The sequence below is a fragment of the Pantoea sp. X-Soil-OKNW-556 genome (assembly GCF_059730695.1).
Map to the genome: position 1 here is coordinate 1,671,777 of NZ_AP035990.1, position 16,933 is coordinate 1,688,709.

A 16,933-nucleotide genomic window follows, 5' to 3' on the forward strand; every position below is an offset into this window, starting at 1 on the left:
ACCGGCTGTAAACGAGGTATACTATAGGCTGATTCTGTATCGTCTAATTATCCTAAAAGCGCATTTTCCACTTACAAATAAGGGGAACAATCGGTTACATACGCTGTCGGAAAAAAGAATAATCCTTTAAGATATGCGGGTTTGATCTAAGCACACGCGAAAGGGGGGGATGTGCTGACTTTAGAAAAAAATATGGCCGGACTGAAGAAGATGCGCTGGTTAGGCGCGGCAGTTCTGCTGGCGTTGTACGCGAATAATAGCTGGGCGTTCAACCTCGATGATGTAGCAAAACAGGCTCAGGCGATGGCAGGCAAAAGCTTCGAAGCGCCGAAGAGCAATTTACCCTCTCAGTTTCGTGAAATGAAATTTGCTGACTATCAGCAGATCCAGTTTAACCACGATAAAGCCTACTGGGGCAAACTGCGCACGCCATTTAGACTTGAGTTCTATCACCAGGGTATGTACTTCGATACGCCGGTGAAAATTAACGAAGTCACTGCCAGTACGGTGCGTGAAATCAAGTACAATCCGGACTATTTCAACTTCGGCAACGTCAAGCATGACGCAGACTCGGTGAAAAACCTGGGTTTTGCCGGATTCAAAGTACTTTATCCGCTTAATGAAAAGGGTAAAGACGACGAAATCACCAGCTTCCTCGGAGCCAGCTACTTCCGCGTTATTGGTGCAGGTCAGGTTTATGGCCTGTCAGCGCGCGGTCTGGCCATCGATACGGCGTTACCTTCAGGCGAAGAGTTCCCTCGCTTTAAAGAGTTCTGGATCGAGCGGCCAAAACCGCAGGACAAGCAACTGGTGATCTATGCGTTGCTGGATTCACCGCGTGCCACGGGTGCCTATCGCTTTATCGTACGTCCGGGTAAAGAATCTACTGTCGATGTGCAGGCGAAAGTCTATCTGCGTGACAACGTTGGTAAACTGGGTGTCGCGCCGTTAACCAGTATGTTCCTGTTCGGGGCTAACCAGCCGTCGCCGGTCAGCAACTTCCGTCAGGAGCTGCACGACTCCAACGGTCTGTCTATCCATGCCGGTAACGGTGAGTGGATTTGGCGTCCGCTGAATAACCCGAAACATCTGGCGGTCAGCACCTTTACCATCGAAAGCCCGAAAGGCTTTGGCTTGCTGCAACGTGGGCGTGATTTCAGCCATTATCAGGATCTCGACGATCGTTATGATCTGCGCCCGAGTGGCTGGGTTGAACCGTTAGGCGATTGGGGCAAAGGCCGGGTTGAGCTGGTGGAAATCCCGACGGCGGATGAAACCAACGACAACATTGTGGCCTTCTGGACGCCGGAAAAATTGGCTGAGCCGGGCAAAGAGATGAGTTTCCAGTATCGTCTGCACTTTACCCGTGACGAAAATCTGCTGCACTCCGATGACGTTGCCTGGGTGAAAGATACCCTGCGTTCCGCCGGAGATGTGAAGCAATCAAATCTCGTACGTCAGCCGGATGGCAGCATCGCCTTCACCGTCGATTTTGTTGGCAGAGCGATGAGCAAACTGCCGGAAAATACGCAGGTTGCACCGCAGGTCAGTGTGGGTAATAACGCTGAAGTGGTGGAGCAGAGCGTACGCTACAACCCGGTCACTAAAGGCTGGCGCCTGGTGCTACGTTTGCGCGTGAAAGATAACAAGCAGCCGACCGAGATGCGTGCGGCGCTGGTTAGTGGCGACAAGACATTGACGGAAACCTGGAGCTATCAGCTACCTGCCAATGAATAACTCGACTTTAACACCTCAATCTTACGTGGAAGCCCTGCCGCTCGATGCGGCAGGTCGTGCGCGTCTGAGCGTTTCGTTACAGAATGCGCAGGCGTTCCACGCTATTCATGCGTCGCTGGGACACGATGATGCCGCCAGCGAGCGCCCGGATGATGCGCCGCTAAAATCGGTGTCGTCCCGTGTGCAGTTGGCCTGGCCAGATTCGCTGGCTGAGGGTCAGCAACTGGGTAAAGATTATCTCGGCCGTACTATCCTGAAGGCGATGCCAAAGGTTACGCGTTCGCTGATGTTCCCGGAAGCCTGGCGTACCAACCCGTTGGCTCGCGCCTGGGATTCGTTACGTGGGCATAAATCGACGCCACGTTACAAAACGGCGGAAGAACAAAAAGCGGAAGATAAGTGGCGTCACGTTGGTTCGATGCGCCGCTATGTTCTGCTGATTCTGACGCTGTTTCAGACCGTGGTTGCTACCTGGTACATGAAAACCATTCTGCCGTATCAGGGCTGGACGCTGCTCGATCCGATGGAACTGTTTAACCAGAACTGGTTGCAGTCGGTGGAGTTGATCCTGCCGTATATTCTGCAAACCGGCATTCTGTTCCTGTTCGCCATTCTGTTCTGTTGGGTGTCTGCCGGTTTCTGGACCGCACTGATGGGCTTCCTGCAACTGCTGATTGGTCGTGATAAGTACAGCATCTCGTACTCCACGGTGGGGGATGAAGCCCTCAACCCGGAGCATCGTACTGCACTGATCATGCCGATTTGTAACGAAGATGTGGAACGCGTATTCGCGGGCTTACGTGCGACCTGGGAATCGGTCAAACGCACCGGGAACGCAGAACACTTTGACGTCTACATTCTGAGTGACAGCTACGATGCGGATATCGCGATTGCCGAGCAGAAAGCCTGGATGGAGCTGGTGCGCGATGTCGGTGGTGCGGGCAAGATTTTCTATCGTCGTCGTCGTCGTCGTGTGAAACGTAAAAGTGGCAACATTGATGACTTCTGCCGTCGCTGGGGTAGCAACTACAGCTACATGGTGGTACTGGACGCCGACAGCGTGATGAGCGGTGAGTGTCTCACCGGTCTGGTACGCATGATGGAAGCCAACCCGAATGCCGGTATTATCCAGTCGTCACCGAAAGCGTCAGGCATGGATACGCTGTACGCACGTTGTCAGCAATTTGCTACCCGCGTATACGGTCCGCTGTTTACTGCCGGGTTGCACTTCTGGCAGTTGGGCGAATCCCACTATTGGGGTCATAACGCCATCATTCGTGTGAAGCCGTTTATCGAGCACTGTGCGCTGGCACCGCTGCCAGGCGAAGGCTCCTTTGCCGGTTCGATTCTGTCGCATGACTTTGTCGAAGCTGCATTGATGCGTCGTGCCGGATGGGGCGTGTGGATTGCATACGACCTGCCGGGTTCCTACGAGGAGTTGCCGCCTAACCTGCTGGATGAGCTGAAACGTGACCGTCGCTGGTGTCACGGTAACCTGATGAACTTCCGCCTGTTCCTGGTAAAAGGGATGCACCCGGTACACCGCGCGGTGTTCCTGACGGGCGTGATGTCATACCTGTCAGCGCCGTTGTGGTTTATGTTCCTCGCGCTCTCCACCGCCTTACAGGTGGTCCATACGCTGATGGAACCCACCTACTTCCTGCAACCACGTCAGTTGTTCCCGGTGTGGCCGCAGTGGCGTCCCGATCTGGCGATTGCGCTATTCTCAACCACTCTGGTGTTACTGTTCCTGCCGAAACTGCTCAGCGTGGTGCTGATTTGGTTCAAAGGCGCAAAACCTTACGGTGGGGCAGTGCGCTTGTTCTTCTCGTTGCTGCTGGAAATGCTGTTTTCGGTTCTGCTGGCACCGGTGCGTATGCTGTTCCATACCGTGTTTGTGGTCAGCGCATTCCTCGGCTGGGAAGTGGTGTGGAATTCACCGCAGCGTGACGATGATGCGACGCCCTGGAGTGAAGCCTTCCGCCGCCACGGTTCGCAGATGCTGCTCGGGATTGTCTGGGCTGTCGGCATGGGCGTGCTGGATCTGAACTTCCTGTGGTGGTTGTCGCCGATTGTCTTCTCACTGATTCTGTCACCGTTCGTCTCAGTCATGTCGAGCCGTGCCACCATTGGTCTGAAGAGTAAGCGCGCGAAGCTGTTCCTGATCCCGGAAGAGTACGATCCGCCGCAAGAGTTGGTCGACACGGACAACTATCTGCAACTGAACCGCGAACGTGCGCTGAAGAATGGCTTTATGCATGCGCTGTTCAACCCGGCATTTAACGCTCTGGCGACGGCAATGGCGACTTCACGTCACCTGCACAGCAAAATACTGGATCATTCACGCGATCGGCGTGTGGATCAGGCATTGAGCGATTCGCCGGAAAAACTGAACCGCGAGCAGCGTTTACAGCTGATTAGCGATCCGGTGGTGCTGGCGCGCGTGCATACGCGCCTGTGGGAGAATGGAGAGAAATATCATGAGTGGGTTGAGAGCTATCAAAAGCTGAAGCTAAACCCGCAGGCACTGCCTCAGCAGTCATGATATCGGGTCAGTAACCCAGTTAAAAAGCCGCTATCGCAACACGATAGCGGCTTTTTTTATCTGTTACGACAGCAAGACTGTTCCGACTAACGCAATCTTTACGCTGTCGGGTGTGGTTATTCACCCATACTGACGGCTAAAATAGCGCCAGGCCATTGTGAGAATTTGTTGTGAATCGTTTCATGAAATTCATCGTTGTAAGTGCAGCCATTCTGTTACTGAGCGGATGTGGCAGCATTATCAGTCGTACCGTGCCGGGGCAGGGGCACGGTAATCAATATTACCCAGGAGTGCAGTGGGATGTGCGTGACGGCGCATGGCGGATGCTTACCATCCTCGATTTACCGTTGTCATTGGTGATGGACACGCTGCTATTACCGGTGGATGCCCATCACGGACCTTACGAATAAGCTTTACGCCCAGCGGTCAGAATCACTGTTATCGTCGTCCCATTCGGCTGCTGCGGCTTCACCTTCTTCAGTATCCATCGGCGGTTCGAGCTGAAACTCTCCCTCATCCCATTCATGTAGCGTATTTTCAGATTGCCACTCCTGACGAAGCTCAATTTCGTCATAGTCATCATCAAAAATGGCCTGAGCTGCTTCGCCGCTGCGAATAGGCAGACATTCACCTTGTCCATCCTCATCAGCGAAAAACTCAGCCTGCCACATGATGTCGCCATCCTGCATGACATATTTTTGCAGAGCGAATTGGTTGACGACGGCATCGTCCTCATCCAACTCAGGTTGACTGGCGAGAAACTCTTCACGCGCCGCCTCGATGGCTTCGACTAAGGTGCTATACATGCTCATCGCAATCTCCTTGCCTGTTGAATAGGGCTTCCAGAGAAGAATAGACGAAAAATCACCATGCGAAGGAGGGAATAACATTCGGGCGGATGAGGTGCCACATCCGCCCGAATGTGTCAGTGCATTTTTTGTGGAAAATGCAGTACAGGCCGCACAGATTCGCGGATAACTGGCGCAGAATAACGAATGCAACATTTAATACAGGGTTTCACCTTTTTAAAATTAATGCGCGCAATCGATAAGGCCTGATTTAAATTATAGAGCGTACCAATAAAGACCATATCCTCCTTTTCGGGCAGACGCTTACACTCTTTCCGATGCAGTAAATGGTAATTGTCCTGATCGGTACTGACCGTCACATAATAATAGATGCCTTTATTCATATTATGAGTTCCTGCTGTATATTTGCTGTGTGTAATCTTTATTATTTTTTTGAACAGTTATTGAACTAACTGTCATTAACGAAACTAACTGGAATCGAATTCACTAACAAATTCCAGAAAGGTATAAAGAGGGTGTATCTTTTTTAGAAACGGAATAAGCGTTGCAGCTACCAGGATAATTCCTTGTAAATTAAGTTAATTTTTCTGCATTGATTAGCGATTTCAAAGAATTTAGTAATATTAAATAGGAATATGCCTGGAATTGGAAAAAAACAGGTCCATACAACCATATTGCGATCAATAAATTTTATTTAATCTTTCAGGTGTAAATCAACGACATGCGCATAAGATGTCGCATCGTAAGCAGCACGGGCTTAAGTAATGATCACCATTGTCTGATTTTATTCTGAGAAAGCTCTATAAATATATGGTCTGAGAAAATACGCCAGCTTCAATTAAGTCTGGTACAGTTTTAACAAAAAACTGACGGATAATGTCATGAATTAAGTCGAATTTCAGTTTTGATGCAGAGGGACACTCCCTGTGTCCCACATCACATTAATAACGCGAGGGTTGACCTTCTGGCTGGGTTTTGAAACGACGATGCAGCCACATGTACTGCTCCGGGGCCAGCAATACGCTCTCCTCAACCACTTTATTCATGCAAATTGCGGTGTCGAGTTCGCTTTCCAGCGAAAATTTTTCACGGATATCCGGCATGATTTTCAGTTCGTAGCCACGGCCATGTGGCAGGCGGCGGGCCAGAAAGGGGACAACACTGGGATTTGCCAGACGGATCAGCATATGCGTCCCGGTCGTGGTGGCGGCATCTTCAACGGCAAAAAACGGCGCGAACACACTGCTACGCGGGCCATAATCATGGTCAGGTGCATACCAGATAATGTCGTTGTTTTTCATTGCGCGGATCATGCCCTTAAGGTCTTTACGATCGAGCATGCTTTTATTGGAACGCATACGTCCCCAGGTTTGCAGCCAGTCGATCAGTTTGTTGTCGTTTGGCCGATAAACACCGATGCCGGGATTGTTCATGCCAAAAACACGGGCGCCCAACTCCAGGGTAAGAAAATGCATCCCGATAAGTAAAATACCGCGTCCGGCAGCCAGTGAAGAGTCAATATGCTCCAGACCGGTACAGGCTACCCATTTGCGGATACGCCAGTCCGGCCAGAACCAGGCCATACCGGTTTCAATCAACCCCATGCCGACCGATTCAAAATTGTGTTTTACCATCGCATTGCGTTCGCTGATTGGCATATCAGGAAAACATAACTCCAGATTACGTTGGGCAATTTTGACGCGACGCTTCAGAAACCGCATGGCAATGCGGCCCAGACCACAGCCGATGACGGATAAAACCGGGTAAGGCAATAGCACCAGTAAATAGAGAGCCCCAATACCTAACCAGGTAAACCAGTAGCGTGGATGAAGGAGTTCACGGGAAAATTGTGGAAGTTGAGTCATTGAAATGTCAGTATCCTGCGTCTTGTACCAGAGGTACCGGTTCCTGTTATTTGTGTCTATTGTGCCATTTTTTCTCTCTGACTGAAATCAAGCATAGCTCCACTGCTAATGTCTGAATTCACCTTATCGCATTAAAATATAATTACCGGACAAAAATGCGGCACAGCTCACCCTCGCCGATATTCGCGGCAAAGGCTATGCATTGTGGTGATTTCAGGTATCATGTGCGCGCTCATTTTTTCCTATTGCTAACAGGAACGAACACCATGCCAGTGTTACACAACCTTGTTTCCAATAAAGAGCTGAAGGCACGCATGCTGGCTGAAACCGAGCCGCGTACCACAGTCTCTTTTTATAAATACTTCCAGATTGCCGATCCCAAAGCATTCCGCGATGCGTTGTACATTGGGTTAACCAAGCTCAAGGTATTTGGCCGCGTGTATGTCGCCCATGAAGGCATCAACGCGCAAATCAGTGTGCCTGCCAGCCAGTATGAAAGCATGAAAGCTTTTCTCTACGGCTTCGATCCGGCACTGAATAATCTGCGTATGAATATCGCGCTGGATGATGATGGGAAATCATTCTGGGTTTTGCGCCTGAAAGTACGCGATCGCATCGTCGCAGACGGTATTGAAGACAACAGCTTTGATGCCAGCGATGTCGGTAACTATCTGAAAGCCGCCGATGTCAATGCGATGCTGGATGATCCCAATGCGGTGTTTGTCGATATGCGTAACCACTACGAATTCGAAGTGGGGCATTTTGATAATGCGCTGGAAGTCCCTGCTGATACTTTCCGCGATCAGCTGCCGATGGCGGTCGACATGCTGAAAGACCAGAAAGATAAAAAGATTGTTATGTATTGCACCGGCGGCATTCGTTGCGAGAAAGCCAGTGCCTGGATGAAACATAACGGTTTTGATGATGTTTATCACATCGAAGGCGGCATCATCGAATACACCCGCCGGGCGCGCGAGCAGGGGTTACCGGTACGTTTTAAAGGCAAAAACTTTGTCTTTGACGAACGTATGGGGGAACGCATTTCCGATGATGTGCTGTCGAATTGTCATCAGTGTGGCGTGTCTTGTGACACCCACACCAACTGCGTCAATGACGGCTGTCATTTGCTGTTTATTCAGTGCCCAAGCTGTGCCGAGAAGTTTCACAATTGCTGTAGCCCGCTGTGCATGGAAGAGTCAAAACTGTCGCCGGAAGAGCAGCGCACACGTCGCGCTGGTCGTGAAAATGGCAACAAAGTCTTCAATAAATCGCGTGGTTTGCTCAACATGACGATGGCAATTCCGTTGCCAGAGAAGAAGTAAGTAACCGGCAGCCTGCCATGATGCAGGCTGCCTCATTTTTTTACTGTCGAACCCCTTCGACTGAAATAATCAATTCCGCTTTTTGCGATGCTGGTCCCAGATCTTTGTTGATGTTGAATTCTTTCAACACCACATCGCCACTGGCCTCAAAGCCTGCACGATAGCCTCCCCAGGGATCTTTACCTTCGCCAATCAAATGCGCATTCAGCGTAATCGGTTTGGTTACGCCGTTGAGGGTCAAATCGCCGGTGATTATATACTCCTTGCCTTCTTTCTTAACGGCAGTGGAGACAAACGTCGCCTGCGGGAATTTGTCCGTATTCAGGAAATCAGCACTGCGCAGGTGTTTATCACGTTCGGCATGGTTGGTATCGAGACTACCGGTATTGATGGTGACATTGACTTTGTCGGCACCTGGGTTCGCTTCATCAAAGGTAAAACTGCCATCGAAATCCTTAAAGCTACCGTAGAGCCAGCTGTAGCCGAGATGCTGAATACGGAACTGGACAAAGGCGTGTTGTCCCTGTTTATCAAATTTGTAATCTGCGGCATTGGCCGTCAGGCTGGCGGCCAGTAAACCAGCACCTGAAAGCATCAGCAGGGTCTTCTTAAGCATGTCACTTTTCCTTTTCAGAGGTTAATGGGATGCGGCAACCCAGCATCCTTTGCAGCGTGATATCACGGTCAATAAAGTGGTGTTTCAGCGCGGCAAGCCCGTGTAGTACCGAAAGCACCACCACCGTCCAGGCGAGCCAGAGATGAATATCGCCAGCCACATCGGCTTGTTCTGCTGCCCCAGCAACCAACGCGGGGATATTGAACCAGCCAAACAACGAAACAGATTTACCGTCAGCGGTGGAGATCAAATAGCCACTGACCAGAATGGCCAGCAGCAGGCTGTACAGCAGCCAGTGAGCGGCAATCGCCGCAAACCGGACTACAGGGGAGTAGCTGCGCAGTGGTGCCGGAGGAGGGGACAGGAAACGCCACAGCAGACGTAGCAACAGGGCCATCAATAACAGGATGCCAATACTTTTGTGAATTTCTGGTGCGCTGTGATACCAGCTGTCGTAGTAACCCAGCCCGACCATCCACAATCCGAGCGCAAACATGCCATAAATGGCGAGCGCCATTAGCCAGTGTAATAAGATAGATATCAAACCAAATTGCTGTGGGGAATTGCGCCACATCATCGGTAAATCCTGTTTGGAAATAACTGGTAATTAGAATCCATATATTGAAATACAAAATCAATCACCCTTACTTTTCTATAAACTATGAAATAACCATTCGGTATTTATGGTGATATATGCCTGAAGCGCTCAGAAATATTGAATAACTACGCGGGAAAGTCGCTGGAATAAAGCGTTGAAATTAATTACTACACCTTTTGCGCTGTCATTTAATCCAGTAATTAAATATTTGTGGGTTTATGTCAGGAAGTGTCAGGCAGGCCGCTAGCGTAGCGCAGCGGCCATCAGATGTCAGGCAAAACGCGACAGTGAGAAGGGGGTAATATCGAACGAAAAAGGCTTGTCCTGAGCAAACTCACTGGCCAATTCACCCAGTACGCTGGCGAATTTAAAGCCATGGCCGCTCAGTCCGGTGATAATTAAGCGGTTTGGCTCGCCTGGTAACGTATCAATGATAAAGTCCTCGTCAGGCGTGTTGTCATAGCTACAGGCTTCACCATGTAAACAAACCCCCACGCCAGGCAGAAACTGGCGTAAAAAGCTGAAGGCTTCGCTACCATCGGCGGCGACACTGCCGAACGGCTTGCGATCCGCAGGTGTCTGCATAACCTGCCCACCATCATGTCGGCCTACTTTGAGCGCATTATTGTCTGCCGGGAAGCCATAGAAGTGACTACCGTCGCTCATCTCTACGGTAAAACCAGGGAATTGGTTGTTTTCACTGTAGCGCCCATCCGCCTGATGCCAGGCAAACACTTTTCGCACCGGGGTGACCGGCAAATTGTTCACCAACTGGCTCACCCAGGTTCCGGCACTGACCAGCAGTTTACGGGCGCGAAACATGCCTTCACTGGTGGTGACCTGTTGCAGATCGTTATCCCGACCAATGTCTGTCACCGGGCAGTTAAATAGCTGCGCGCAGCCCGCCTGTTCCGCCAGTTTTACCCAACTGCGCACCGCCTCTTCGCACTTGAGAAAACCGGAATTGGGTTCGAACACCCCAATATAACCATCGGGTACGGAAAATTGTGGCCAGCGTTTGCGGACTTCATCTGCCTGCAAAATCTGTACGTCAAGTTGCCAGACGCGCGCGCTGTCGATGACGTTTTGAATAAAGGTGGAAGTGACAGGAGCGAGGTTGAGGATGCCGCTACGGTGCATAATGCGTTCACCACCGCGTTGTTCCAGTTCATCCCACAAGGTTTGTGCACGCAACACCAACGGAACATAGCGTTCGCCCTCACCGTAGGCGTGGCGGATTAAGCGGGTTTCACCGTGATGGGTACCCTGAGTATGGGGCGGGTGGGCACTATCAATCATCAATACCGAGAGACCCGCCTGAGTGGCATAGTACCCGGCGGCTGCACCTACTGATCCACTGCCAACCACAATCAGATCATAAACCATGTGACATTACTCCTGAAAAACGGCGAACTTTTTCAGCAGCATATCAAAAGAGCGCGCACATGAAAAAGGCACCCTTGAGGGTGCCCCTTACACGCGATGGGAGAAATTAATGCTTTTGATTATCGCGTAGGTATTGCTCGGTAGACTCAATTTTCGCAATGCCAGCTTCAAGTATCGAGATAAACTGTCGGGCCACGTCGGTGGTCAGCCAGTAGGTAGGGCCAACATCAGCTTCTTCTTCTTTCTGATCCTGCGATGATAGCGAGTGCAGGCGAATCATCATGGCGTCATAGCTGTCAACGGTGCTAATGTCCCATCCCACTAATGGATGAGTCTGGATGACGTCTTTATTTCTGTCCATTATAACCTCCTTTTTACTCGTTAAACGAAGTGCTTCTTGAGGTTCAATGCGGCTGTTCTTGCACAAGCGAGATAATTATAACATGAAACGAACGGTACAATAGTTAAAAAATGTGGTGGTGAAAAAAAACACAAAATAAATGCTTTTGAGATGCGTCTTTTTAAAAATAATAATACACCTACCGGCGTGGGTATTTTTCCGCGCAACAAATTACCGACGCTAAAGAGATTATCGGCAGCAAAGTCGCCTGGCTTTAGGAAAACTCTTGAGCCGATGAAAACTGTGAAGTTAGCCCTTTTCCTGGTCCTGAACGGTTCCCGCGCATTTTTGAATCTCTTCAGCCAGACGAGCAAATTGGTGCTGTAACTGCTCGTCGTGGTTCTGATTTTGCGCTTCGAGCGTCAGATTATGGACCAGCAACTGGCTGGCGCGATCGTCCAGACAGAAGGTCAGATTGGCGAAGGCACTTTCCAGCACGGTCAAGCGGCGTTGCTGTTCGCTGATTAATGCCAGCAGCTCGCCAAACGTCATTGCCTCTTCCGGTTTATCGTGAGTCATGTAAAACGTCTCCTGTCAGCATGACGTGCGCAAGAATGGGTGGGGAGTAATGATGATTTTAGATGCAGAGAGTTTGTCTGGCGAGGCGGAAATAAAACAAAAAAGCCGGGTGGCGAAACCCGGCAAAAACTGCGCAGTGGCGGTTAATCGGTAATAAACCAGTCGTCAGCGCTTTCCCAGGTTTCCTGTAAAATATCGCTGATACGTTCGCGATTTTCTTTGCAACCACCAAAAACGCTCAGTTGATTGCCGCTGGCATAGCGAACTTTGACGTGATGTTCATCGTCTGGGAAATCACGGGAGATGCGGCGGGTAAGCTCTGCGCTTAACGCATCCAGTGCGCCCGCAGGAAGGGGCTGAGTTTTTGCTACGGTAATTTCAACACGCATAAACGCCTCCGAGATAATATACTGGTTATTTGTACAGTATAATTATCCCGAAGGCAAGCGTGAAAAATATCAGTCAGTCACACGCCAGTTAAGTGTCTCACCGGCGAGGAAGGGCACCAGGGTATCGTCAGCGACCGCCACGCTCTGTTCAACCGTCCACGGCTCCCGCACCAGCGTCAGTGTCCCTTCATTCAATGGCAAGCCGTAGAAGTTTGGCCCGTTTTCGGAACAGAAGGCTTCAAAGTGCTGCAACGCACCCAGTTCTTCAAATACGGTAGCGTAGGCCGGTAAAGATGTCGGCGCGTTGAAGACCCCGGCACACCCGCAACTGGCTTCTTTCAGATGACGCAAATGCGGCGCAGTATCGGTGCCGAGGAACACACGACGGTTTCCGCTGGCGACCAGTTTGCGCAGTGCCTCCTGATGAATATTACGCTTCAGGATCGGCAGGCAATACAGGTGGGGACGCACACCGCCAACCAGCATATGGTTACGGTTAAACATCAGATGCTGGGGAGTAATGGTCGCGCCCAACAGTTCATTACCGGCAGCAAGATATTCAGCCGCTTCTTTGGTGGTGATGTGCTCCATCACGACTTTCAGGCCAGGGAATTGCTGACGCAGCGGTTCCAGTACGGTTTCGATAAAACGTGCTTCGCGGTCAAAAATATCAATGTGCGAATCGGTTACTTCACCGTGCACCAGCATCGGCATGCCGATTTGCTGCATCCGTTCCAGCACGCGAGCGATGGACGCGATATTGGTCACGCCGTGGCTGGAGTTAGTGGTGGCATGGGCCGGATAGAGTTTTGCGGCCGTAAACACCCCGGCACGAAAGCCTTGTTCAATCTCATCGGGATCCAGAGAATCGGTGAGGTAGCAGGTCATCAGCGGCGTAAAGTTATGCTCTGCTGGCAGTGCAGCGAGAATGCGATCGCGATACGCGATGGCAGCAGCAACGCTGGTCACCGGCGGAACCAGGTTTGGCATGACAATCGCACGACCATTCACCGCACTGGTGTAAGGCAAAACTGCCTGAAGCATTGCGCCATCGCGCAGATGGATATGCCAGTCGTCAGGGCGGCGAATCGTGATTTGCTGGGGTTGGGCTGTCATTCAAAAGGCTCCGGCTAGGTAGAAAACGAAAGGCACGTTTAGGCCGGGGAGTAATCATAAGGATGTGAGCAACCGTTTGCACGGGATTTTATTCATGTTGCGTAGCGGCGCGATTGATCGCGCGGGTTTTACCCCGTACAGCGCGATCAATCGCGCCGCTACGTATCATTGCAAGGGAATTAGTCAGTGAACGGGATCACCAACTGACCGGGTTTCACTTCCAGGCCTTTGGCGAATTTCTTCGCCAGCGCTTCGCCTTTGCTACGATCTTCGCTCAACACATACGCGGGTTTTTCATCGAAGTAACGTTTCAGCGATTCATTGAGATAAGGCGTCAGCGTTTTCATGATCGACGCCATTTTTTCCGGTTGCACCTGGGCATCAACGATCTCCAGATCCTTCAGGTAGATTGCCCCCTGTTGCGCATTGAAAACCGGCTGTGCTTTCATTTTTAGCTGCATTTCAGCTTGCTGTGGGCCAAACAGGGAGCTGACATTAATGTTAGCTTTACCGGATAAGGTGATCTTACCGGGTTCTTCACGGCCAATCTGGCTGCTCAAATCAGTCAACACAATATGCGCATTCACCAGTCCGGAAACACCCACATCCTTCTCGAAGTTGTTGTGTTTTTGCAGTGCCTGATTAACTTCCTGCTCGCTGATTGTGTATTGGGTTAATTGGTTACAGCCGGCCAGCAGCACGGCAAAAAGCAGGGCCATCAGCCCGGGAAATGCCTTCTTCATACTTTCCTCATCCTGAACAATACGGCAAACGTGCCATAGCCTGCCTGAATCAGGGGCGGGTGTCACCAGGAGAGCGATGAGAAACGCGCGGGCGCTCCTCATCAAAACGGTCAGGCAGCAATAGATGACAGCAAATTCACCTGGGTTTGTTTCGCCATATTGTCGCGATAAGCCGCTACCCGGCTTGGCCATTCGATACCGGCAACCAGGGTCAGTGAACGTAACAACGGAAACAAATTGATATCATCTATTGATAGCTCACCGTTTACCGCATTGGGTTTGACGATCAATTTATCCAGCTGACGCAAATCATCGTTGATGTTTTTGATTAATCCGGGTGAATGTTTGCGCAGCTCGCCAAAATCGCCGATGCTGGCCTGCTTTTTCTCCCGGAAATAATGACGGGCTTCAGGGGTGGCGAACTCAGCAAAAGCAGCGTCAGCAATACGCGGCAGCAGAAGTTTATTCACGTAACCATTCACATGGCGCAACCAGTCGGTGATGGCGGGATTGATTTTGCCATTTAACAAGGTTTCGCCATCCTGCTTATCCACCAGACGGACAATATCCATACTCTCCGGCATCGCGCTGCCATCGGCTTTTTGCAGAATGGGTGCCATCTTTTGACCAATGAGCTTTTTGGGGGTGTTCTCGTCGTCATTGAGCATCACGACCAGTTCAATGGGCAGATTTTTCAGGCCAAAAATCATGCGCGCTTTGACGCAAAAAGGGCAGTGATCGTAGATGTAGAGTTTCATCCTGTTTCTCCTCGGTTCCCGGGGGTGACTGGCGTCACCCTTTTTACAGACGTGCGGGAAGTATGGGAGAGATTATGGGTGCGGGCAAATCAGCTGCTGTACAACGCCGGGGCCACCGAGCGCGGTTGAAACTGCCACCACAGCGCCAACAGCGTCATGCTGCCCACCGCGCTGAGCAGCATCCACGGCAATTCCGGCAGCGAAAGTTGCTGCCCGACATCAAACATCCAGCCACCGCCGGAATAACCAATCAGACCACCAATCGCCAGGCCAAGACGGCTGAACCCCATATAGCTACCACGCGCGCGTGGGCTGGCAAGCGAGGCGCTGAGGGTCTCTCGCGCCGGTTCAGCAATGATCGAGCCGAGATAAAACACGGCGATCAGGAAAAACAGCGACGGCAGCGTCGTGGTCAGACCCACCGGCAACAGGCTGATGGTCATCAGAAATAATCCGGCCATCAGCCGTGTCTCCAGCCGGAAGCGTTTTTCACTCCAGCGTGCCAACGGATAGAGCAGGCTCAGCGAAAGTAGCGCTTCAATGGCGTACATCCATTTCACCGCCGCGGGTGCCCCCGCAACCTGGTTAACCATCACCGGTAGCATTAGCATCACCTGCACGGCAAGAATGTAGTAACCGGTCAGCGTCAGTACATACAGGCGAAAACGTTTGTCCTGCCAGACGCGGTGCATACCTTCACGCATCGCGATACGTTCGGTGGAGATACGCCAGGCGGGCAACCAAATAGCGTTAAATAATGCCGCGCTGACAAAAACCGCCGCACCTACCCAACAAACCAGACGGAAGTCCCAGGCCAGTAACCAACTGCCGATCAGCGCACCCAGTACCGCGCCCGCGCTGTCCTGCATCATCAACAGGGAGAAGAAGCGACCACGTTCGCGGGCGCGTACCAGCTTCACCACCATCGCGCTGCGGGGAGGATCGAACAGCGTGCCGCCAAGGCCCGATAACAGGCAGGCCAGCCACAGCACCCAGGGTTCGTGCGCCAGCGCCATACAGGCAAAGCCCGCAGCGCGCATCAGCATCCCCGAAACGATAAGGGGACGAGCGCCGAAGCGGTCAGCAATCGCACCGCCAAAAATACCGAAACCCTGCTGCACAAACTGACGCAGACCCAGCGCAATCCCGACCATCAGCGCGGCCCAGCCGAGTTGTTCGACAAAGTGAATGGAGATGAGAGGAAATACCACAAAAAAACCCAACACCACCAGCATGTTATCTACTAATAAAAATGTTTTACCAAGGCGTCGTGCCCGCGCAACCCGAGACATGCTAAATCCTGAGCAAGGAAGAGAGGAGAAAAGAGACCAGTTGGTCTATTTTCCGCCTGTGCAGGCAGGAAAAACAGGATTATCAGGATGATATTTTTTCATCGAGCCGGTAAAGAAATTAATCCTGAATTGGGATGAATAGCGAAGGGCGGGAAACGGGGTTTTACCGCAAGCAGGGTGACGGTTATAGTGAGATATAACGCCGATGGCGTACTTCCTTCTTAAGTCTTGGATTTCAGGAGTCAAGATGTTTGGCTATCGTTCTGCTGGGCCGCGCGTGCGCCTCACTACCGATCGTTTGGTGGTCCGTTTAGTTCATGAGCGTGATGCCTGGCGGTTGGCAGATTACTACGCGGAAAACCGTGTTTTTCTCAAGCCCTGGGAACCGGTACGTGATGAAAGTCATTGCTATCCGTCTGGCTGGCAGGCGCGTTTGGGATTGATTGCCGACATGCACAAACAAGGCTCGGCATTTTATTTTGTCTTAATGGATCAGGAAGAGCGTGAAGTGCGCGGCGTTGCCAACTTCAGCAACGTGCTACGAGGCTCCTTTCACGCTTGCTACCTTGGCTATTCATTAGGAGAGAAATGGCAGGGGCAGGGACTGATGTTTGAAGCCCTGCAAAGCGCTATTCGATATATGCAGCGGCAGCAGCACATGCACCGTATTATGGCGAACTACATGCCGCATAATCAGCGCAGCGGCGATCTGCTGGCACGTCTGGGCTTTGAAAAAGAGGGTTATGCCAAAGATTACCTGTTAATTGATGGCCGCTGGCAGGATCATGTTCTGACAGCCTTAACCTGGCGCGAGTGGACCCCGGACCGCCGCGGATAA

At 51.3% G+C, this 16,933-nt stretch carries 18 protein-coding genes; 5 read left to right on the forward strand and 13 right to left on the reverse strand.

Annotated features, from left to right (window positions below; genetic code table 11):
• The first annotated feature begins 201 nt into the window (after positions 1-201).
• The 3 genes from AC6I8T_RS07700 (at position 202) to AC6I8T_RS07710 (ending at position 4,692) form a co-directional block, all read left to right on the forward strand.
• Positions 202-1,737: a glucan biosynthesis protein G gene (locus tag AC6I8T_RS07700; protein ID WP_200864688.1), complete on the forward strand. Its 1,536-nt coding sequence runs from the start codon at positions 202-204 to the stop codon at positions 1,735-1,737.
• A complete protein-coding gene (mdoH, locus tag AC6I8T_RS07705; protein ID WP_208725229.1) occupies positions 1,730-4,282 on the forward strand; it encodes a glucans biosynthesis glucosyltransferase MdoH in 2,553 nt (850 codons plus the stop codon). Before AC6I8T_RS07700 ends, mdoH begins: the two co-directional genes overlap by 8 nt.
• Before the next feature lie 182 nt (positions 4,283-4,464).
• On the forward strand, positions 4,465-4,692 hold the full coding sequence (locus tag AC6I8T_RS07710) for a YceK/YidQ family lipoprotein (RefSeq protein WP_021186042.1): 228 nt from the start codon (positions 4,465-4,467) through the stop codon (positions 4,690-4,692).
• 3 nt (positions 4,693-4,695) lie between these two features.
• Here AC6I8T_RS07710 and AC6I8T_RS07715 read toward each other — a convergent pair whose 3' ends face one another.
• The 3 genes from AC6I8T_RS07715 to AC6I8T_RS07725 form a co-directional block, all read right to left on the reverse strand.
• On the reverse strand, positions 4,696-5,094 hold the full coding sequence (locus tag AC6I8T_RS07715) for a MysB family protein (protein WP_021186041.1): 399 nt from the start codon (positions 5,092-5,094) through the stop codon (positions 4,696-4,698).
• Between the two features lie 113 nt (positions 5,095-5,207).
• Positions 5,208-5,474, reverse strand: a complete 267-nt coding sequence (locus AC6I8T_RS07720) for a hypothetical protein (protein ID WP_021186040.1) — start codon at positions 5,472-5,474, stop codon at positions 5,208-5,210.
• A gap of 558 nt (positions 5,475-6,032) precedes the next feature.
• Positions 6,033-6,956 carry a Kdo(2)-lipid IV(A) acyltransferase gene (locus AC6I8T_RS07725; RefSeq protein ID WP_208725230.1) on the reverse strand — a complete coding sequence of 308 codons (924 nt, stop codon included), beginning with the start codon at positions 6,954-6,956 and terminating at the stop codon, positions 6,033-6,035.
• Between the two features lie 266 nt (positions 6,957-7,222).
• On the opposite strand from AC6I8T_RS07725, the gene trhO reads away from it, so the two are divergent.
• The gene (trhO, locus tag AC6I8T_RS07730; RefSeq protein ID WP_497833684.1) at positions 7,223-8,278 is read left to right on the forward strand and encodes an oxygen-dependent tRNA uridine(34) hydroxylase TrhO; all 1,056 of its coding nucleotides are present in this window, start codon (positions 7,223-7,225) and stop codon (positions 8,276-8,278) included.
• A gap of 40 nt (positions 8,279-8,318) precedes the next feature.
• Here the strand turns inward: trhO and AC6I8T_RS07735 are convergent, their stop codons facing one another.
• From AC6I8T_RS07735 to mdtH, 10 genes are all read right to left on the reverse strand, one after another.
• On the reverse strand, positions 8,319-8,894 hold the full coding sequence (locus tag AC6I8T_RS07735; RefSeq protein ID WP_208725231.1) for a YceI family protein: 576 nt from the start codon (positions 8,892-8,894) through the stop codon (positions 8,319-8,321).
• 1 nt (position 8,895) lies between these two features.
• Positions 8,896-9,471, reverse strand: coding sequence for a cytochrome b (locus AC6I8T_RS07740; protein ID WP_208725232.1), 576 nt, complete (start codon positions 9,469-9,471; stop codon positions 8,896-8,898).
• Positions 9,472-9,762: 291 nt separating this feature from the next.
• Entirely contained in the window at positions 9,763-10,878 is a 1,116-nt protein-coding gene (gene solA / locus AC6I8T_RS07745; RefSeq protein ID WP_208725233.1) for an N-methyl-L-tryptophan oxidase, read from the reverse strand.
• A gap of 106 nt (positions 10,879-10,984) precedes the next feature.
• Entirely contained in the window at positions 10,985-11,239 is a 255-nt protein-coding gene (gene bssS / locus AC6I8T_RS07750; protein WP_013508627.1) for a biofilm formation regulator BssS, read from the reverse strand.
• A gap of 288 nt (positions 11,240-11,527) precedes the next feature.
• On the reverse strand, positions 11,528-11,797 hold the full coding sequence (locus tag AC6I8T_RS07755) for a hypothetical protein (protein WP_208725234.1): 270 nt from the start codon (positions 11,795-11,797) through the stop codon (positions 11,528-11,530).
• Positions 11,798-11,940: 143 nt separating this feature from the next.
• Positions 11,941-12,186, reverse strand: a complete 246-nt coding sequence (gene dinI / locus AC6I8T_RS07760) for a DNA damage-inducible protein I (RefSeq protein ID WP_013508629.1) — start codon at positions 12,184-12,186, stop codon at positions 11,941-11,943.
• A 69-nt stretch (positions 12,187-12,255) separates the two neighbouring features.
• Positions 12,256-13,302: a dihydroorotase gene (gene pyrC, locus AC6I8T_RS07765; protein ID WP_021186033.1), complete on the reverse strand. Its 1,047-nt coding sequence runs from the start codon at positions 13,300-13,302 to the stop codon at positions 12,256-12,258.
• Positions 13,303-13,481: 179 nt separating this feature from the next.
• Positions 13,482-14,045 carry a lipoprotein gene (locus tag AC6I8T_RS07770; RefSeq protein ID WP_036627684.1) on the reverse strand — a complete coding sequence of 188 codons (564 nt, stop codon included), beginning with the start codon at positions 14,043-14,045 and terminating at the stop codon, positions 13,482-13,484.
• A gap of 110 nt (positions 14,046-14,155) precedes the next feature.
• Positions 14,156-14,803 (reverse strand): glutaredoxin 2, encoded by a 648-nt coding sequence (gene grxB / locus AC6I8T_RS07775; protein WP_021186031.1) that lies wholly within the window; start codon positions 14,801-14,803, stop codon positions 14,156-14,158.
• Between the two features lie 89 nt (positions 14,804-14,892).
• The gene (mdtH, locus tag AC6I8T_RS07780) at positions 14,893-16,095 is read right to left on the reverse strand and encodes a multidrug efflux MFS transporter MdtH (protein ID WP_021186030.1); all 1,203 of its coding nucleotides are present in this window, start codon (positions 16,093-16,095) and stop codon (positions 14,893-14,895) included.
• A 247-nt stretch (positions 16,096-16,342) separates the two neighbouring features.
• Between mdtH and rimJ the strand changes: the two genes are divergently transcribed.
• Complete coding sequence (gene rimJ / locus AC6I8T_RS07785) at positions 16,343-16,933, forward strand: ribosomal protein S5-alanine N-acetyltransferase (protein ID WP_013508634.1); 591 nt, start codon at positions 16,343-16,345, stop codon at positions 16,931-16,933.

Coding starts and splice junctions, on each gene's coding strand:
- solA (WP_208725233.1), bottom strand. CDS start 10,878: ATGGTTTATGATCTGATTGTGGTTGGCAGTGGATCAGTAGGTGCAGCC.
- pyrC (WP_021186033.1), bottom strand. CDS start 13,302: ATGACAGCCCAACCCCAGCAAATCACGATTCGCCGCCCTGACGACTGG.
- AC6I8T_RS07740 (WP_208725232.1), bottom strand. CDS start 9,471: ATGATGTGGCGCAATTCCCCACAGCAATTTGGTTTGATATCTATCTTA.
- dinI (WP_013508629.1), bottom strand. CDS start 12,186: ATGCGTGTTGAAATTACCGTAGCAAAAACTCAGCCCCTTCCTGCGGGC.
- AC6I8T_RS07755 (WP_208725234.1), bottom strand. CDS start 11,797: ATGACTCACGATAAACCGGAAGAGGCAATGACGTTTGGCGAGCTGCTG.
- AC6I8T_RS07710 (WP_021186042.1), top strand. CDS start 4,465: ATGAAATTCATCGTTGTAAGTGCAGCCATTCTGTTACTGAGCGGATGT.
- AC6I8T_RS07770 (WP_036627684.1), bottom strand. CDS start 14,045: ATGAAGAAGGCATTTCCCGGGCTGATGGCCCTGCTTTTTGCCGTGCTG.
- trhO (WP_497833684.1), top strand. CDS start 7,223: ATGCCAGTGTTACACAACCTTGTTTCCAATAAAGAGCTGAAGGCACGC.
- bssS (WP_013508627.1), bottom strand. CDS start 11,239: ATGGACAGAAATAAAGACGTCATCCAGACTCATCCATTAGTGGGATGG.
- AC6I8T_RS07735 (WP_208725231.1), bottom strand. CDS start 8,894: ATGCTTAAGAAGACCCTGCTGATGCTTTCAGGTGCTGGTTTACTGGCC.
- rimJ (WP_013508634.1), top strand. CDS start 16,343: ATGTTTGGCTATCGTTCTGCTGGGCCGCGCGTGCGCCTCACTACCGAT.
- grxB (WP_021186031.1), bottom strand. CDS start 14,803: ATGAAACTCTACATCTACGATCACTGCCCTTTTTGCGTCAAAGCGCGC.
- AC6I8T_RS07725 (WP_208725230.1), bottom strand. CDS start 6,956: ATGACTCAACTTCCACAATTTTCCCGTGAACTCCTTCATCCACGCTAC.
- mdtH (WP_021186030.1), bottom strand. CDS start 16,095: ATGTCTCGGGTTGCGCGGGCACGACGCCTTGGTAAAACATTTTTATTA.
- AC6I8T_RS07715 (WP_021186041.1), bottom strand. CDS start 5,094: ATGAGCATGTATAGCACCTTAGTCGAAGCCATCGAGGCGGCGCGTGAA.
- mdoH (WP_208725229.1), top strand. CDS start 1,730: ATGAATAACTCGACTTTAACACCTCAATCTTACGTGGAAGCCCTGCCG.
- AC6I8T_RS07720 (WP_021186040.1), bottom strand. CDS start 5,474: ATGAATAAAGGCATCTATTATTATGTGACGGTCAGTACCGATCAGGAC.